15 protein-coding genes are annotated in these 15,481 nt (G+C 67.2%); 6 read left to right on the top strand and 9 right to left on the bottom strand.

Annotated elements, in window-relative coordinates; translation table 11 throughout:
* The first annotated feature begins 88 nt into the window (after window positions 1-88).
* Both HUA76_RS19820 and HUA76_RS19815 read left to right on the top strand, forming a co-directional pair.
* Window positions 89-886 (top strand): hypothetical protein, encoded by a 798-nt coding sequence (locus HUA76_RS19820; RefSeq protein WP_174461788.1) that lies wholly within the window; start codon window positions 89-91, stop codon window positions 884-886.
* Entirely contained in the window at window positions 883-1,800 is a 918-nt protein-coding gene (locus HUA76_RS19815; protein WP_174457221.1) for a type VI immunity family protein, read from the top strand. Before HUA76_RS19820 ends, HUA76_RS19815 begins: the two co-directional genes overlap by 4 nt.
* A 16-nt stretch (window positions 1,801-1,816) precedes the next feature.
* On the opposite strand, the gene HUA76_RS19810 is transcribed toward HUA76_RS19815, so the two are convergent.
* The 4 genes from HUA76_RS19810 to HUA76_RS19795 form a co-directional block, all read right to left on the bottom strand.
* Complete coding sequence (locus HUA76_RS19810; protein WP_174461787.1) at window positions 1,817-2,632, bottom strand: DUF2381 family protein; 816 nt, start codon at window positions 2,630-2,632, stop codon at window positions 1,817-1,819.
* 73 nt (window positions 2,633-2,705) lie between these two features.
* Complete coding sequence (locus HUA76_RS19805) at window positions 2,706-4,739, bottom strand: protein kinase (protein WP_174457223.1); 2,034 nt, start codon at window positions 4,737-4,739, stop codon at window positions 2,706-2,708.
* Between the two features lie 273 nt (window positions 4,740-5,012).
* A complete protein-coding gene (locus HUA76_RS19800) occupies window positions 5,013-6,191 on the bottom strand; it encodes a TfuA-like protein (RefSeq protein ID WP_141647577.1) in 1,179 nt (392 codons plus the stop codon).
* Complete coding sequence (locus HUA76_RS19795; protein ID WP_174457296.1) at window positions 6,188-7,297, bottom strand: YcaO-like family protein; 1,110 nt, start codon at window positions 7,295-7,297, stop codon at window positions 6,188-6,190. Before HUA76_RS19795 ends, HUA76_RS19800 begins: the two co-directional genes overlap by 4 nt.
* A 275-nt stretch (window positions 7,298-7,572) precedes the next feature.
* On the opposite strand from HUA76_RS19795, the gene HUA76_RS19790 reads away from it, so the two are divergent.
* Both HUA76_RS19790 and HUA76_RS19785 read left to right on the top strand, forming a co-directional pair.
* Window positions 7,573-7,926: a hypothetical protein gene (locus tag HUA76_RS19790; protein ID WP_174457224.1), complete on the top strand. Its 354-nt coding sequence runs from the start codon at window positions 7,573-7,575 to the stop codon at window positions 7,924-7,926.
* Window positions 7,927-8,124: 198 nt separating this feature from the next.
* Window positions 8,125-8,430 carry a hypothetical protein gene (locus HUA76_RS19785; protein WP_246137682.1) on the top strand — a complete coding sequence of 102 codons (306 nt, stop codon included), beginning with the start codon at window positions 8,125-8,127 and terminating at the stop codon, window positions 8,428-8,430.
* A 95-nt stretch (window positions 8,431-8,525) separates the two neighbouring features.
* Here HUA76_RS19785 and HUA76_RS19780 read toward each other — a convergent pair whose 3' ends face one another.
* From HUA76_RS19780 to HUA76_RS19765, 4 genes are read right to left on the bottom strand one after another with little or no spacing between them, the layout of a single operon-like run.
* On the bottom strand, window positions 8,526-9,290 hold the full coding sequence (locus tag HUA76_RS19780; protein ID WP_174457225.1) for an Imm49 family immunity protein: 765 nt from the start codon (window positions 9,288-9,290) through the stop codon (window positions 8,526-8,528).
* Between the two features lie 5 nt (window positions 9,291-9,295).
* Entirely contained in the window at window positions 9,296-10,390 is a 1,095-nt protein-coding gene (locus HUA76_RS19775) for a hypothetical protein (RefSeq protein WP_174461786.1), read from the bottom strand.
* Between the two features lie 28 nt (window positions 10,391-10,418).
* Window positions 10,419-11,006, bottom strand: coding sequence for an imm11 family protein (locus HUA76_RS19770; protein ID WP_141648388.1), 588 nt, complete (start codon window positions 11,004-11,006; stop codon window positions 10,419-10,421).
* Between the two features lie 32 nt (window positions 11,007-11,038).
* Window positions 11,039-11,806, bottom strand: a complete 768-nt coding sequence (locus HUA76_RS19765) for an AHH domain-containing protein (protein ID WP_174461785.1) — start codon at window positions 11,804-11,806, stop codon at window positions 11,039-11,041.
* Between the two features lie 305 nt (window positions 11,807-12,111).
* On the opposite strand from HUA76_RS19765, the gene HUA76_RS19760 reads away from it, so the two are divergent.
* Together HUA76_RS19760 and HUA76_RS19755 are read left to right on the top strand one after the other, a co-directional pair.
* Window positions 12,112-14,349 carry a M9 family metallopeptidase gene (locus HUA76_RS19760; RefSeq protein WP_174461784.1) on the top strand — a complete coding sequence of 746 codons (2,238 nt, stop codon included), beginning with the start codon at window positions 12,112-12,114 and terminating at the stop codon, window positions 14,347-14,349.
* Window positions 14,350-14,657: 308 nt separating this feature from the next.
* Complete coding sequence (locus tag HUA76_RS19755; RefSeq protein WP_371823502.1) at window positions 14,658-14,882, top strand: SDR family oxidoreductase; 225 nt, start codon at window positions 14,658-14,660, stop codon at window positions 14,880-14,882.
* Between the two features lie 28 nt (window positions 14,883-14,910).
* Here the strand turns inward: HUA76_RS19755 and HUA76_RS19750 are convergent, their stop codons facing one another.
* Complete coding sequence (locus HUA76_RS19750) at window positions 14,911-15,375, bottom strand: DoxX family membrane protein (RefSeq protein ID WP_174461783.1); 465 nt, start codon at window positions 15,373-15,375, stop codon at window positions 14,911-14,913.
* Between the last annotated feature and the right edge of the window lie 106 nt (window positions 15,376-15,481).

Raw genomic sequence — 15,481 nt, 5'->3', positions numbered from 1 at the left:
CCTACACGGAGGGCAGCGAGGCTCAAGGCCCGACGTGTGGGCCCCGCCTCCAGGTAGCATGCGAAGCCGGTACGGGAGGGGTCTCCGAATGCTGCGTCCGGGTACGACGGTCCCATGGCTGCTCCTCATGCTGGGATGCGGAGCCTCCGGGCCAGCCAGGCAGGGACGGTCCGGCACCTATGCCCAGGCCCTCGACTCGGCGACGTCCGCCTGCGAGCAGAACCCCGCCTACTGCGCCGCGACGGCGGGGCAGGAGCGCATCGTTCCGCTCGCCGTACGGGCCGCGCAGGTATCCGCGGCGGGTAAATCGTGGATGGAAATCGAGACTCTCGTCGAGACAGGGATCCGCGAACGCCTCATCGACTGCGCGAGGAGGGCTGACGCCGAGGTGAACCGCGAGGAGTTTGGAGGGCGGAGCCCGACCCGTGCCGACTGTGAGAAGGTCGTGGGCGGGACGAAGGAGAATCCCGTCACGGGCGCGATGATGCTGGGACGCAAGAAGCACGCACTCGCGCTCGACTGTGCCGAAGCAGCTCTCGGACAGAGCCTTCCCGCCCGCTTCCTGCGTGAGCAGCGCTACCGGAGAGGGACTCGTTCCCAAGAGCCGGAGCTGGTCACCCATCAAAAAGAACTGGACCTCCTGCGCGCGGGTGCGAGCAAGGCCCTGGAAGGAACGGTGGTGCCCGACCTCATCCTCCACACAGGCAACCCGGTTCAGGTCCAGCGGGTCTACGATTTCAAGTTCCCCTGCCCCGACACCAATCCCCCCGTATGGAGACAGTCGCCGCCAGGCAATCCACTCCGGGCCCGGCACCAGGGCGACGCGTACCGAATGACGTTTGGTACGACTCCCGTACTGGTGACGCCCAGAGGCATGTTCCCATGAGCGAGCACTTCCCTCACCTTCGCATTGAGTCGGACGAGCAGGGCTACCTCGTCCTCCGCGACGGACTCACCTTCTGCTTCTATTTCCACCGCGCTCATGAAGGGCTCGGGCCCGCCATCCTTCAAGCGCTGGAGCGCTTCCAGCGAGCACTGCCCCCACAGACGCTGACCCTCCAGCCCGACTCGGAAGGATATTGGAGGACCCTGAAGCCCTCGGACTGGGAGCACATCCAGCGCAGCCTTCTTCAGGACGAATGGCCCCAGGTCACCCTCATCAGTGATTCCAAGGGCGTTCCCGAGTTCTCCTTCAGTTACTCAGGAGTCCCGATGGACGTCACCACGAGAGGTGATTCCATCGGTCGGTCCTGCGTCGCTACCTTCAGCCTGCCAACGGAGTATCTCGAACAGCAGGGTCCCGAGAGTGTCCGTGAGCTGGCGTTGGAAATCGCCGCGTCGCTCCCGTTCACCTCCGGCTACGCGAGCCTCTGCTTCAACGCCCTGATGGACCTCATTGGTGTTCGCCAACGCGTGCGTGAGCTGGCTTTCAGCTATCCCGGTATGGAGATCATCGACGACTCCGTCAGCCAGGACATCGGCTCGCGGGTACGCGGGGCACACTGGCTGACGTTCTTGGGACAACCTCTGCTGAGCGCGCTCGGAGGTGCAAGCAAACTCCGCGCGCGACTTTCGACATCTGGAACCCAGGTACTGGAGTTGGATGGCGAGCGTGCCGTCGTCTCCCTGGGAACGTGGCCCGAGGCGGGGGACTCGACACGAGGTGCGACACTACCGGCCTATCGCGAACTCGCCCGCATCCTGGAGCCGTGGCTCTACCACCGCGACTCGGACACGCTCTACGACCCAGACTTCCCACCCGAGGAGCAGCTTCGATGGGAGCGCCGCTTCCTCGACTGAGAATGCCTCGGGGCAGTCACTTCAACGAAAGCCCTTCCAGCGTCACCGTGCGCCCCTTCGCGTCCCACAGCTTGAGCACATAGTGACCCGGATCCAGGTCGGTGGTGTGGTCCACGCGGACCACCAAGGCCTGCGCCACATCCTCACGCAAGGGAGCCGTCTGCCAGTGGGCTAGGACCTTGTGGCTTCGCCCACGCGCATCCGTGAGCGAGGCCCCTGTCGCCACCCATCCCGTGCCCCCTGTCAGCGCTCGCAAATCCACGCGAATCGCCCGCCAGCGCATCTGATGCGTCACGAACCGTGATTGCGAGACACTGACCTCGGGATGGGCCACCACCTTCGTGGGAGTCAGAGGCCTGACTGCGATCTCCTCGGGGTTCTCCAGCGCCGCCACGAGCGACTCGACCCCTCCCGACGACCGACCCTCCAACTGAAGCCTGTCCAACTCAAGCCGGGCCAGCGACAGACGACCCTTCAGCTCCTCCACCTCCTGCCGGTAGGACTCCACCGAACGAGCACGGCGATAGACCTCCACCTGGGGTTCACCCAGCACCGCATCCACCACCAGCACGAACGTCACCTGCTCCGGCGCCGCGCCGTCCCGAAAACGCAGCCCCAGGCGCAGCCGCTCACCCTCCCGGAGCGCACTCGACGGAACGAGCGCGAGGTGGTCATCGGAGATTCCCAGTCGCTGGAAGCGCTCACGCCCCTCCAAGGAGAGTTCGTCCGGCAGGATGCGCGCGTCGAAGAAGAACGTCGTGGAGCGCCCCGGAGCGATGCGAATCTCGGGGGCAGGCACACGCGGCTCCGCTCCCACTTCGATTCGACGCACGGGGGCCAACTCCCCCCCCAGGGCGACCATCATTCCCCACGCGACCACGAGGACTGAAGACGCGGCAGGCAAATCACAACCTTCCCAGGTATCTCGTCGCGGTGACCGTCAACTGGGGCTCCGTCAGCTTCAGCTCCGGGGTACTCGACGGGTCGTAGGGGATGCCCAATTCCTTACGGCCGTGCCAGGTGAGCTGGAGGCACAAGGGGACGCGCCTGCCATCGGGGAGTTCGGCCTCCGTGAACCAACCGAAGTAGCGCTCCTTCCCATGGAAGAGAGTGCCCTGGAACCGGGTGCCCACGGGAAAGGCGATGGGATCTCCGGCATCGTCGACAACGCCGCCATAGCCCAGGATGGGCTTCTCCGCGGCGTAGGCGGTGATGGGCCCTTCTGGCGGGACCGGTATCAGCCGTCGCCCATCGAAGCGAGGGATGAGCCAGAGTCTCCCGTCGGTCACCACGCTGGGTAGCTTCCAGCCCATCTTCGTCATGACCTCGATGGTCGACTGCGAGCATTCCTGCTCCGGAGACGTCGTCCGGACCTGAGGCGCCCCCCCGGCACAAGCTCCCGCGAGGCATGCGACCGCCGCTGTCTTTCCCAGGGTGCTGCTCACGGATGAGCGCTTCCTCGCGGAGGGTGACACCTCAGGGGTGGCCTCCACGGCGCGCTCGACCTTCAGGACGGGCGCCTGCAAGGGAGCCTCGGGAGTCACCGCGACAACGCGAGGCGGCGACGAAGAAGCGGCTGTAACAGGGGTGTGAGGGGGACGACTCGTCACGACGGAACTTCCTTTCTCAGCAGGGGGTGGAGGGGGGACGACCGCCTGCATGGAACTCGGGGAGGGCTCGCGGCGGGCGAGGCCCACCGCCGCGAAGCAGATGACGAGGAGCGCGACGACTCCGACTCCTATCGTCCAGCCGCGCGACCTTCGCGCCGGAGTCCGCTCGGCCCGCGGTGACTCCACCGGGGCGACAACTTCCGAGCCCGCGGAAACCGGGTCCTCGACGAGAGGCGCGACCAGGAGCGCTTCGGCGACGGACTCGTCAGGTGGCCGCGACTCCTCGGGCTCCGGCGTGTGCGGGTGGGACTCCGACGAGCGCACCAACTCGGGCACCATGCGCACCCGAGGCGTGTCGGCCTCCACGTCACGAGGAGACTCAGGGTCCGGAGGTCGGTCCAGCGACACCTTCCACGCCGGCTGTCGCTTCTCCTTCGCGACCTCCCAGAGCGCCTGCAACAGCGCCTCCGTGCCCGCGTAGCGCTCCTCGGGGCGCTTGGCCAACAACCGCAGCGCGATGTCTCCCAGCGCGGGAGGCACCTTGGGATTGACGACATGCGGAGCCCGGGGCGTCACCGTCTCGATGGCCGGCAAGAGCCGGTCGTACGGGAGCCTCGGGTCGAACGCGTAGCCATCCGTCAGCGACTCGTACAGGAGCGCGCCCAGCGCATAGAGGTCGCCGGGGATTCCCGCGTCGAACCGCGCGCCCTGCTCCCACTGGCCCTCACGCAGGAAGGCCACGCACTCGGGCGGCAAGAGGTGCGGCGAGGCCGGCGCCACGCCCACCGTCAGCGTCGTCGCGCCCGGCATCCGCACCGTGCCCAGGTCGATGAGGAACGGGCGCTCGTCCTCGCGGCGGATGAGCAGGTTGTCGCCCTTCACGTCGCGGTGGTGCAACCCGCGCCGATGCAGGTCCGACACCGCGCGCACCACCTCCGTGAACACGGACAAGAGGTGCGCCGCCGACGGCTTCACCCGCCAGCGCCACTCATGGAAGGTCTCTCCGTCGATGAAGTCGGTGACGAAGAACAGGTAGCCCTCGGGCGGCTCCGGCCAGCGGTCCACCGCGTGGACGCGGGGCAGGTTCGGATGGGGCGCGCAGGCCAGCAGCGTGGCCACCTCGTGCGACAGCCGACCGTTGACGTCCTCCTCCTCGGACACCTGGGGCCCGGCGGGACGCAGCGCCATCTTCATCGTGTAGAAGCGCCCTCCCCGCTCGACCTTGAACACACGGCCGAAGCCTCCCGCACCCAGCGAGGCCACCACATTCCAGGGCCCCACCACACTGCCCGGCGAGAGCTGGTCCGGATGGAACGGCGGAGACCTCACGGCGACGACCCCTCCCGCGAAGACCCGCCTTCCTCGAAACTCCCCAGCCCATGCGCGCCAGAGCCCGCGGACGCCCACGCCTCAATGCGCGCGGCACCCCGCGGAACGAGGGGCTCGGTGACCACCCAGGGAACGGGGTTGAGCAAGGGTAACCTCCAGGGTTGACCCTAGCCTTTCTTCAGGGACTGTCACGATTTTTCCCACCCGGCAGGTGGGTAGGCTCCGGCGCGGGGAACCCAACGTCACCCGTTGGCTCCGGGCCATCCTCCCCGCTCAGTCCGAGTCGTGCTCGAGCGCGTCCACCTCGTCGCTCGCGGCCACCGTGAGCGCGGCCTCCGCCCAGCGCCCGCGCAGCCGGGACTCGGAGGCCAGCGCCTCCTCCCAGGACGGGCCATCCGGAAGCAGCCGCGTCGACTGCGTCAGGACCAGCCGCTCCAGCGCCAGCTCCTCGCACAGCGCCCGCAGCCCCTCCGCATCCAGGCCATTCGAGACCAGCCACGCGTCGCGCTTGCGCACCGGCACCGCACGCTCGCGCCACCACCCGGCCTCCGCCTCCGCCACCTCGTCGGCCGTGGGTGACAGCCCCATCGTCCGGGCCCAACCCGCGAGCAGCGCCCGTCGCAGCCCCGCCTCCGCCAGCGCCCGCGCGTCGGGGGCCTGACTCAGCACCTCCAGCACCTGCCCCGAGGGCACGACGGCGTCGGGGAGCCGGGTCACGTCCTCCACCAGGCGTCGCCGCCGCACCAGGGACGAGGGAGACCGCCGGGTCCCCGGCACGGAGGGTGCTCGCGAGGCCACCCACTGCGCGGCGGCCAGGATGCAGGCGCGCGCGTCCTGTCGCTTCAAGTCCTCCACGCCCTTCGAGAACCAGCGCTCCCAGGCGTCCCGCGTGGCCTCCGACCACCCTTCCCGCGCGCGCTCCATCAACCGGGACCACGTGCGCTCCTGGTAGAAGAACGCGCTCGCCACGTCCACCAGGCCCCGGGCCAGGCGCGCATTCAGCACGCCCGCTTCCCGAGCCCGCTCCGCGACATGCCGGACGTTGACGAGCGGCACGGTGAGCGGCCTCCAGCCGTGCTCCGAGTCCGCGTGCAGCAGCGCCACCTCCGCGTCGTCGGAAATCACGCCGTCGCGATACCACTCGAAGATGCGCCCGACGCCCACCATGCCATGGGGCGCCAGCTCCACCGCGCGCAGCGCGCCCATGCTGGAGCCGCCGAAGACGGCCACCCCTGCCTCCAGCGCGGCCAGCAGCTCGTGGTGCCACACCGACGGCTGCGCCTCGAAGACGCCATCCACCAGCGCTATCGCACGGGGCCTGGCACCGAGCGCGCGCCACACATCGCCCTGTCGGGCCGGGGGCAACACCACACAGGGGGCCAGCTTCCGCGCCTCCTCCGCGGGCAGCGAGGGCCCCAGGAAGACCACCAGTTCCTCCGCGCGCCGCTTCATAGGAGCTCCGAGATGAGCATGCCCGGCACCACCACCCGCCGCACGTGCAAGCCGGGCACGGGCGCGTCCAGCTCCACCGAGGCCACGCGAGCAAACCCCGCGCGCTTCAACCGCGTCAGCACCCGCCGCACGGCCACGTCGGCCGGCCCCCTGGCCACCGCGCCCAGGTCCGGCAGCTCTCCGGCCCGTCGCCGCGCGCGCACTCCCGCGCAGGCCTCCGCGAAGTCCCGAGCCGCCTGTCGGTCCACCGACGCCACGTCCTCGCGCGCGCCGTGGATGTCCGTCAGGCGCGACTGCGCCGCCTCCAGCAAGGCCTTCAACAGCGCGGTGTCACGCTCCAGTGCGCACGCATATCCCGCCGTGAGCGGCACGGGCCCGTCCTCCTGGTCCACCAGGACCGCCGCGCCCACGGGCAGGCCCACCGCGCCCGGCGTGCGCGCGGATGGCGTGGCATCGAACAGGTACACCGCGAAGCCACGCTCCCTCAGACGCTCGGCCAGCGCCGCCGTCCGAGGCACGGCCTTCTCCAGCTCCGCCGTCCGCAGCATGCGTCCCCGCACGGTCTCCTCGGTCCACCCCTCCGGAAACACCCGAGCGAGCTGATCTCTTTCAGTGGCCTCCAGCAGCGCGTGCAGCAGCGCTCGCGCCGCCTCCGGATGCGCGCCGGAGCCGTTGCTCGTCCATGCCGCCGCCACCGGCCCCAGCGAGGGGCCTCCCGGGGGCGTCACATGGACACCTTGGGCGGGCACCCAGACCGCCTGGCCCGAGCCCAGCTCCGTCGCCTCGCGCCACGCACACCGCACCCCGTCTGCCCACAGGCGGGGTTCCACGAGCGCACCGGCCGAGCCCAGCGAGTCCGCGCCCCACAGCGTCCCGAGCCGGCCCTCCAGTTCGGCGCGAGAACCCCAGGTGAGCCGCCCTGGCACCACCGTCTCCGCCGCCCACAGCTCCGCGGTCTCGAACAGCGCGCCCCACGCGGCCTCGTCCGGGGTGAGCCCCTTGCCGTTGCACACCTGGAGCACGTGCCCGCCCGGGCGCACCGCGCACGCCACCTCCACACCCGTGCGGTCCAGCCCGGTGACGCGCGCCACCCGCGTCACCCCCATGGCCCGGGCCAGCCGGGACGACGTCATTCGCTCGAAGGACACACCCGGCGGATAGCACTTCGGCCGGGAACGGTCAGCAGCGACGCGTGAAGCCCTGTCACCCGCGGCGGCGCGGAGACCCGCGGCGGACCGGGCCTTAATCGGACTTAATTCCGCTTAATCCCTGGCGGATGAAGACGTCTGGGATAAGGCGCCCACTCGCCGGACGCGACTGGCTTCGCCAGGGCAGACACCCGGTGGACGGCGAGCTGACACACAACCGATGGAGTCGAACCATGTCGAAGCACTTCGTGCGTTCGTTGTTCCTGGGGGCGGTGGTGGCATGCGTGAGCGCTTGCGGCGGCGCGGAGACCGAGCCGCGAGAAGCAGAAGTCGTCGTGGATGACGTGGAGCAACGGGCGTGTGCCATGGGCACGTTCCAGAACAATTGTCGTGACTGGGGCGCGGGTGGTTACTCGGACCCCGCCTGCACTGGCGGCACGTACCGATGGAAGTTCTGGGCCTGCAAGCAGTACCAGGCTGGCACCCAGAAGTACCGCCAGGAGTGCGGCACCGAGCAGTACGTCTGCGGGAGCAGCGCGACGAGCCGCCCGTCCTCGAGCGTTTCGGCGTGCGTCCAGAACTGCTAGCCGTCTGACTCGCCGCCGGGCGGAGCAGTCCCTCCGCCCGGCCTGCCACTCAGCTCCGACAGCTCCATCAGTGGCACTCCTCATCACCTCCGCGCCTACACACGCCCCTCAGCGGCGTTCCTCGCCGTCGGATGTTCTTCGCGGAATTCGCTATCATGCTGGCGCCGTACAGACATGAATGCTTCTCCGGGAGGTCACGTGCGAAGAGTGCCTTTGAGGGGTGTCTCGTTCCTGGTGGCGAGTCTGGTGATGGGCTGCGGTGGCGTGGCGGCGGAGGAGTCAGCACCCGCTGATTCCTCACAGGAGCAGTCGCTCGCGCCGAGCTGTCCCACGGGTTACACGGATGTCTATCTCTGGGCCTGCAAGCGACTGGCGGCCCACGCGCCTCCCTGCAACTACGGCGGGCCCGGGCACTACAACGTCCTGCATCTGTATTGTCAGTCGGGCACGGAGTTCTACGACGCGGGACCCACGGGCGACTACGCCTGTGGGGATTGCTTCTAGAGCGAGTGGAGCGCGGACGGGCCCGTGTCGTCTCCGGGCCCGTCGGCTCCGGTGGAGATGCTTTCGCGCGAGGAATACCCCTCCACGGACGGCGCTCAATCGAGGCTGCGCCACGAATCCACTGGCAGCCGCGGCCTGCCACTCGCACGCGCCAGGGAGGGCACGAATGGAAACTCGCCCACCAGGGGCAGCCCCGCATGTTCAGCCAGCGTCATCAACGCCAGTCCCTCGACCGACACCTGCGCGACCGTGGCCCAGCGCTCCTCGGAGATCTTCTCCCGCTGCAGGAGGCGGTCCTGACGGGCCCGCTCCGCGACAAGGAACGTCTCCAATCCCCGCGCCACTTCTTCCCCATCTCCCTTCAGGAGGGCGTGGCAGAGCGGGAGGCGGAGGTCCTCCGAGCCCTGCAGCACCTGCTCGTAATCCGCCAGGAGTTCCACCAACCGCGCATCCGTCTCCCCGAGGAAGAAACGACTCATCAGGAAATGGACGTAGAGAAAGTCCTCTTTGTACTCCATCCCTTGTTGCCAGGTGCGTCTGGCGCGTCTGGCAATCTCCCGGGCGCCATCGAGGTCCTGAGCGGCCAGGGCGTCGAAGAACGGCGCCGAGCGGCTCGTCACCCACTGGGACTCTGGCACCTTCTCCATGAGCGACAGGTAGGCGCGGCCACTCTTGTAGAGGCACGCATGCAGCGCCTCCGCATCACCGTAGAGGAGGAAGCGACCAATCCCGCGAATCCGATAGTTCTCGCAGAAGGTCAAGACCTGCTGAAGACTCGCCTTCGCATCCAGGGCCTTCAACAACTCCGCGTTGTCGGACCGGGCATTGCTGACAAACACCTGGAGGAACTTGGAAGACATGCGGCTCAGGCCTCCGCGCTGACGACGAATGCACCGACCCAGCCATGCTCCGAGCTGGATACCACCAGGCTTCGGGAACTGGACGCGTACTTGCGAAGAAATGACCGGACCGCCACGCAGAGGGCCACGGCACCACTCGCGGCGCCGGTATCCCCCAGGGAGGTGCCGGAGATGACCAGGCGATGAGACTCATCCAATTGGTCGCCGAGCCTCACGCGTGCGTGGCCCCATTCCGAGGCCCGCCAGACCTCGCCATTGAGGTCGCTGATGATGTCTCCCTGGAAGGCGCCCGTGGGCCCCGGCGCCTTCGTGAGCACGTCGACGATGGTGTCCGCCAGCACCTGCCCGACCCTCGGCCGCTGGGTCACGAACGGGTCGTGCTCCTGTCCCACCGAGACGGCGCTCACGGAGGCCTGGGGCGTGATGCCCCTCCTGCGCGCGGACAGGGGGGACTCCACCAGGATGCATGCCGCGGCCTCGCCCGGCATCAAGCCGACGGGCGCGTCTGGAGACTTCAACCTCCGGTGAGACTGCAGCCACTCCAGGCTGAGCATGTCCAGATAGGAGTCCATGGCCACGATGAGGAAGCGCTCGACGGCGGAGCGGGACAGCTGCCGCGAGGCATACTGGAGCGCCGCCGCCATGCCCGCGTGTCCCTGGTGGATGGCGTGACAGTCGCTGACGAGCGGAAGCTCCAGGGCCTTCTTCAGTTGCAGGCAGAAGGTACTCGTCAACACGTCGGGCCTCAGCTGGCGTGCCTCCATGAAGCGGGACTCATCCAAGACAGGCCCCACCCAGATGAGTCCCGTCCGCCGCCAGAAGTCCGAGTCCTCGCGACCCGGCACCTGCCCGAGCGACAGCAGGTCGTCCACCCCTCCTCGCGCGAGTCGAATCCACCTGCCCACGGGCCCGAACCCGTCGGTGAAGCCTTGGATGGGATGGCCCATCACCGGCACGCGCTCCTGACTCTCCTCGTCGAGGACGGGGAAGTAGACGAGTTGCCGGGGCCGCGTGAGGCCCGCCCGGAGCGACGCGCAGGCCTGGACGACGTCCAGCCCCACGCTGGTGACCATTCCCAGTCCTGTAATCGAGAGCACCACGCATGCCTCCCAGGCCGCCCCCGGGCCGTCAGCCCTGTCCCGACAAGCGGAGCGGTGTCAGCAGGACGTTGGTGAACCCCCGCGCCTCGACGGCCTGGACGAAGCGCTCATCCACGACATATTTGCTGGGCTTCTTGTCGATCCGGAACAGCGCGGCGGCCTGCCCCACCTTCTTGTCATCCAGCACGAACTCCGCGATGTCGATGACACTCCCTTCTTCACCATAGGTAACGCCACTGGCCTGCTCGTCGAGACAGTCCAGCGCACCGATGGGATTGATGATGAAGTAATCCTTGCTGTAGAGCCGCTCGCGGTGGTCATACAAGTCGAAGGGGAGATATTCGATATCGCAGCCCGCGCAGAGCTGCTCGAACACCGTCTTCACCTCGGATGAGGCGATGAGGTAGTTCTCCGTGTTCCCCAGCACGGAAGAGAGCTTGATGCCTGGGTTCTCTTCGCGCAGGAAGATCTTGGCCTCCGCGGGGTAGAAAGCCTTGGCTGGCCGGCCCTTGGTCATCAGGAAACGGCGCAGGCCAATCCCCTTGGGAGGATCATCAATCAGGCAAAGATCGCGGTCGTTGAGGTCTCCGACCGTCGACAACAGGAAATACTTCATTCACTTCCCTCCGGGGTGAGCACCACCGTGTCTCAACTGGCGCTCTGCTGCTTGAAAAGTTCCTTCGCCATATGGTCGAGCGCGTCCACCCCGTCCTCGCCGGCCTGCTTGATGGACCCATAGAGGCGATTGGACAGGGCAATGAGCTTGTCCTTGAAGTCCTTGTACTTGGGGGCCTCGTGATCGACCAGGTCCTCGAGGTTGTCGGCGAGCATCGCCTTCAGCTCGCTCTTGACATGATCACTGTAGACACCGTGATACATCTTGGGCAGCGTCCGGTGTCGGGGCAGGCGCATGACCCGCGCGACGGTCGCGTCGAGGGGGAGCATGATCATGTTGTCCATATGGTTGAGATTGTAGCCCGCGGTGAGCAGCCCACCCCGGACCACCGTGACCAGCTCCGGCGAGCCCCCTTCATCCGGGTTGCCCAGGTAGTCGCTGATGGTGGTGCTCAGGGTCGAATTCGGGATGACGTGATGCGCCTCGTGGAAGTAGGGCACGTCGCAGTGGGTGTCGAAGTTCCCGGCCTTGACGTCCCAATCTCCCTTCTGGGGCTTGCCGGCTTCCGCCTCGCGCCCCTGGAAGAAGACCTGGATTGTGCCCGGCATGTCCTTGTAGCGAGGCCAGTTATACAGCCCGTCGTCACTCTGGGCCTTCTTCGTGGCCTGCCAGATGTGGCTGCAGGAGTTGTTCGGCTTGCGGGACTCGTGTCGATTCAGACACTTCCCGCCTTCCGTGCCACCCGCGGTGTGGTGGTCGAGCTTGTTTTCGATATCTCGTGTGTGTCTTTCCTCGGACATGACGCACCCTCCACGAAATCAGGCTTTCCCTGCATCCATCATCGCGAAAGCTCAGGGAAACGACAAGGTCGACCTGGACTCTCAGTGAAGTAGCCCCTGGAGAGGACGGCGTCCTCGGTTCCGCGCCCTGGGACCAGCGTGGGCGCCCATCGGAGCGCGCCCTCCCGGACCCGGCCCGCGGCAGCCCGCCCCACTGTCAGGCCTGACTGCTAATACTACTTTATCGCGACTTCACCAGCACGACCCGAGTCGGCCGGAACGGCTGACTCCGCGCAGCAGGCCCTATCACCCAGGAGCATGAGTCCATGCGCTGTCCTGTCACGGATTGGTATCGCAGTCCCATCGCCTTCGCTGTCACGCTCACCCTCTTCTCGACGGGGGCACTCGCCCGCCCGAGGAGTCCCCCGCCCGCCGAGTCTTCCTGGAAGTCCCACGGGCTGGAACACACCCATCAACGCATCCGGCCCGACCAGCGTGAGCCGGATGTCTCCCCCGAGGAACTGCACCGGGAGCATATTCCTGTCGCACTTTCGCGGGCCCTGCTGGTCGCCTGTGACACGGCGGCCTTCGCATCGGCCAGTGGCACCGGGCTCGTCACGCTGGTGAAGGGCTCCACGGCGGAGTGTCTCAACACGCTGTTCGGTGTCACGGGAACGCAGGCCGGCCAGGTCTTCGCCGAGAGCAAGATGGTCACCGTCGCCAATGCGCTCACGGTCAACGCCCAACAGTACGTGGGCAACAACACCGCCCAGACGCTCCAGCTCATCCTGTTCCTGCGCGCCGGCTACTACGTGCAGTTCTACCAGTCGGGCTCGGTGGGCAGCTACGGCACCACGCTGCGCAACGCCATCCGCCCGGCGCTCGCGGCCTTCGTCGCCAACAGCCACTTCACGGACAACAACGACGCGCACGGCGCGGTGCTGCAGGAGTTCGTCACCCTCATCGACAGCGCGGGAGAGACCGCCTGGCACATGGGCACCCTCCGGGGCCTGCTGGACCGCTTCAATGACACCACCGTGGCCTCCACATACATGCGCGGCGCCACCAACAGCGTCTTCAACGGCATCTACCGGGGGCAATTCAACACGGACTTCGTCGCGGCCGTGCGGGCGGACATGTCCCTCATCGACTCGCTCGACTCCTTCATCACCCGCACCGAGCACCTGCTGGCCACGTCCAACCAGTACCTCACCGTCAACGCGGCGCGAGAGATGGCTCGCTTCGTCCAGCACTCCGGAACCCTCCAGAACAAGACGCGCCCCCTGGTGAAGGCGGTCATCGACAACCACTCGATGACGGGCCCCACCGCGGGCCTCTGGGTGGGCTCGGCGGAGATGGTCGAGTTCTACGATGGAGCCAACTGCGCCTACTACGGTGTCTGCGACTTCCGGCGGACGCTGGAGCAGACGGTGCTCGGCATCACCCATACGTGTGGCCCCACGCTGCGCATGCGCGTGCAGGACATGACGGCCCCACAGCTCACGCAGAGCTGTGACCAGGTCGCCACGCAGGAGTCCTCCTTCCACGACACGCTGAAGACCCACCGCGTGCCCGTGGCGAGCGACAACAACACGTCCCTGGAGATGGTCGTCTTCGACAGTCGGTTCGACTACCAGACGTACGGCGGCGTGTTGTTCGGCATCAACACCAACAATGGCGGCATGTACCTGGAGGGAAACCCCGCCGCCTCCGGCAATCAGGCCCGCTTCATCGCCTACGAGGCGGAGTGGCTGCGGCCCGCCTTTGAAATCTGGAACCTGCGGCACGAATACATCCACTACCTGGACGGCCGCTTCAACATGAAGGGCGACTTCACCACGAGCATCAGCCAGCCCACCGTCTGGTGGATCGAAGGCCTGGCTGAGTACATCTCCAAGAAAAACGACAATGCCAGCGCGGTGGCGCTGGGCCGGGGCAAGACCTTCCAGCTCAGCCAGATCCTCCGCAATGACTACAACAGCAGCACCGACCGCGTGTACTCGTGGGGCTATCTGGCGACGCGCTTCATGTTCGAGCGCCACTCAGACCAGGTGGACACCTTCGTCGAACAGTTCCGCGCGGGCAACTACAGCACCTATCGCCAGTCCCTGGACGCATTGGGCACGGCGAACGACGTGGAGTTCCACGAGTGGATCGACTGCGTCGCGACGGCCACGGACCCGAGCATCTGCATCCCACCCGGCTCCGGACCCGGCCCCACCCCGCCCTGCACGGCTTCCAACCCCATGGGACTGGACAACGGCTGCTATCGGGGCCCGCTCGCCTCCACCGGCAGCGTGCACTACTTCTATCTCTACGTGCCCCCCGGAGCGAGCAACCTGCGCCTCAAGGCAAGCGGCGGTACCGGCAACGCGGACCTGTACGCCCGCGCCGGCACGTGGCCCACGACGACTGTGTACGACTACCGGCCCTACCTCCCGGGCAATGACGAGACGGTGGAAATCGCCTCACCCGCGACCGGAGGCTATTACTACCTCATGCTCGTGGCCCGCCCGGCCTACGCAGACGTGAAGTTGGAGGCCCACTTCGACAGGGCGCCCTGACGAGGAAAGGGCAGACTCCCGGGTGGGCGTGAAGCCACCTGGGAGTCCCTCCTCCGTCAGCACACCGGGGTGATGACAGTCACCGAGGCGCGAAATGTGCGCGAGGCCTTATCCTCCACAGCGAGGCCGTGAAGGGAACAGTGCGGCGGCCTGATTGTGAAACCCTTCCACCTCTACTGCCTCCGCGGCTTCCCTTGCGCGGGGGCAGTGCCATCCGTTCAACCTCTGATGGCAGACACCGGGACACGAACCGCGAGCCCCCACGGTTTCAACCAACTCGTGATGTCTGGAAAGAGGAGTGACTGGCAGTGGGACACTTCGATATCGCGGGCAAGGTGGGTTTCATCACGGGAGCCTCGCACGGACTGGGGAGGCACTTCGCAACCATGGTGGAGCGCATCCCCCAGCGACGCACCGGCCACTTCGAGGAGCTGGATGGGCCCCTGTTGCTGCTCGCCTCGGAGTCCTCTCGCTACATGATGGGGAGCGTGCTCACCGTGGATGGTGGTTACACCAGCGTCTCCGCGGCATAGGGGTGAGTGGCTCCCCGCGCCGCAACGCTCACTTCGCGCCGGGCACCGCCCGCGCGACGAGCATGGAGCGGTAGGTCGCCCGGTATGCCCAGGCCAGATAGAGGTGGAGGGCCAGGACGACGACGGTCATCCCGATGCCGGTCGGGGCGAGGAAGGCATGGAATGCGACGATGTTGACGACGACGGGCGCGAGGAGGGCCAGCGCCAGCGGCACGAAGCGGTTCGTCAGCAGCAGCAAGCCCACGAGCACCTCGGTGCCCTTGATGAGCGGCATCATGTAACCCGACTTCATGAACGCCATGCTGAGCGCCATGGCGCCTTCGGGAATGGGCTCGGAAGGCGGCGGGATGAAGTTCAGGAAGCCGTTCAGCCCGAAGACGAAGAAGAGGAGCCCCAACAGGACCCGCGCAACCGTTGGCAGGTGGCGAGCAAACGACTTCGTGTCCTGGCCCGCTCCAGTGACCTCTGCGTTCAGCGTCGTTCCCGTTCCCATGGCGTAGTCCTCCTCGGTGTCACTTCAGGTTTGGTGGCAAGGCTCCTGGACCGCCCCGGGGGCGCTGCCTCTACCCTCGCGACGAACGGCCTTCCGGGAGATCGAC

Source organism: Myxococcus sp. CA056, from assembly GCF_013336715.1.
GTDB lineage: Bacteria > Myxococcota > Myxococcia > Myxococcales > Myxococcaceae > Myxococcus > Myxococcus llanfairpwllgwyngyllgogerychwyrndrobwllllantysiliogogogochensis.
This window is presented reverse-complemented; position numbering and strand designations above follow the sequence as displayed.

What these genes read in the sequence shown, in the direction of transcription:
- HUA76_RS19760 (WP_174461784.1), top strand. Translation starts at nt 12,112, where the DNA reads ATGCGCTGTCCTGTCACGGATTGGTATCGCAGTCCCATCGCCTTCGCT.
- HUA76_RS19795 (WP_174457296.1), bottom strand. Translation starts at nt 7,297, where the DNA reads ATGGGGGTGACGCGGGTGGCGCGCGTCACCGGGCTGGACCGCACGGGT.
- HUA76_RS19800 (WP_141647577.1), bottom strand. Translation starts at nt 6,191, where the DNA reads ATGAAGCGGCGCGCGGAGGAACTGGTGGTCTTCCTGGGGCCCTCGCTG.
- HUA76_RS19820 (WP_174461788.1), top strand. Translation starts at nt 89, where the DNA reads ATGCTGCGTCCGGGTACGACGGTCCCATGGCTGCTCCTCATGCTGGGA.
- HUA76_RS19780 (WP_174457225.1), bottom strand. Translation starts at nt 9,290, where the DNA reads ATGTCTTCCAAGTTCCTCCAGGTGTTTGTCAGCAATGCCCGGTCCGAC.
- HUA76_RS19790 (WP_174457224.1), top strand. Translation starts at nt 7,573, where the DNA reads ATGTCGAAGCACTTCGTGCGTTCGTTGTTCCTGGGGGCGGTGGTGGCA.
- HUA76_RS19765 (WP_174461785.1), bottom strand. Translation starts at nt 11,806, where the DNA reads ATGTCCGAGGAAAGACACACACGAGATATCGAAAACAAGCTCGACCAC.
- HUA76_RS19750 (WP_174461783.1), bottom strand. Translation starts at nt 15,375, where the DNA reads ATGGGAACGGGAACGACGCTGAACGCAGAGGTCACTGGAGCGGGCCAG.
- HUA76_RS19770 (WP_141648388.1), bottom strand. Translation starts at nt 11,006, where the DNA reads ATGAAGTATTTCCTGTTGTCGACGGTCGGAGACCTCAACGACCGCGAT.
- HUA76_RS19815 (WP_174457221.1), top strand. Translation starts at nt 883, where the DNA reads ATGAGCGAGCACTTCCCTCACCTTCGCATTGAGTCGGACGAGCAGGGC.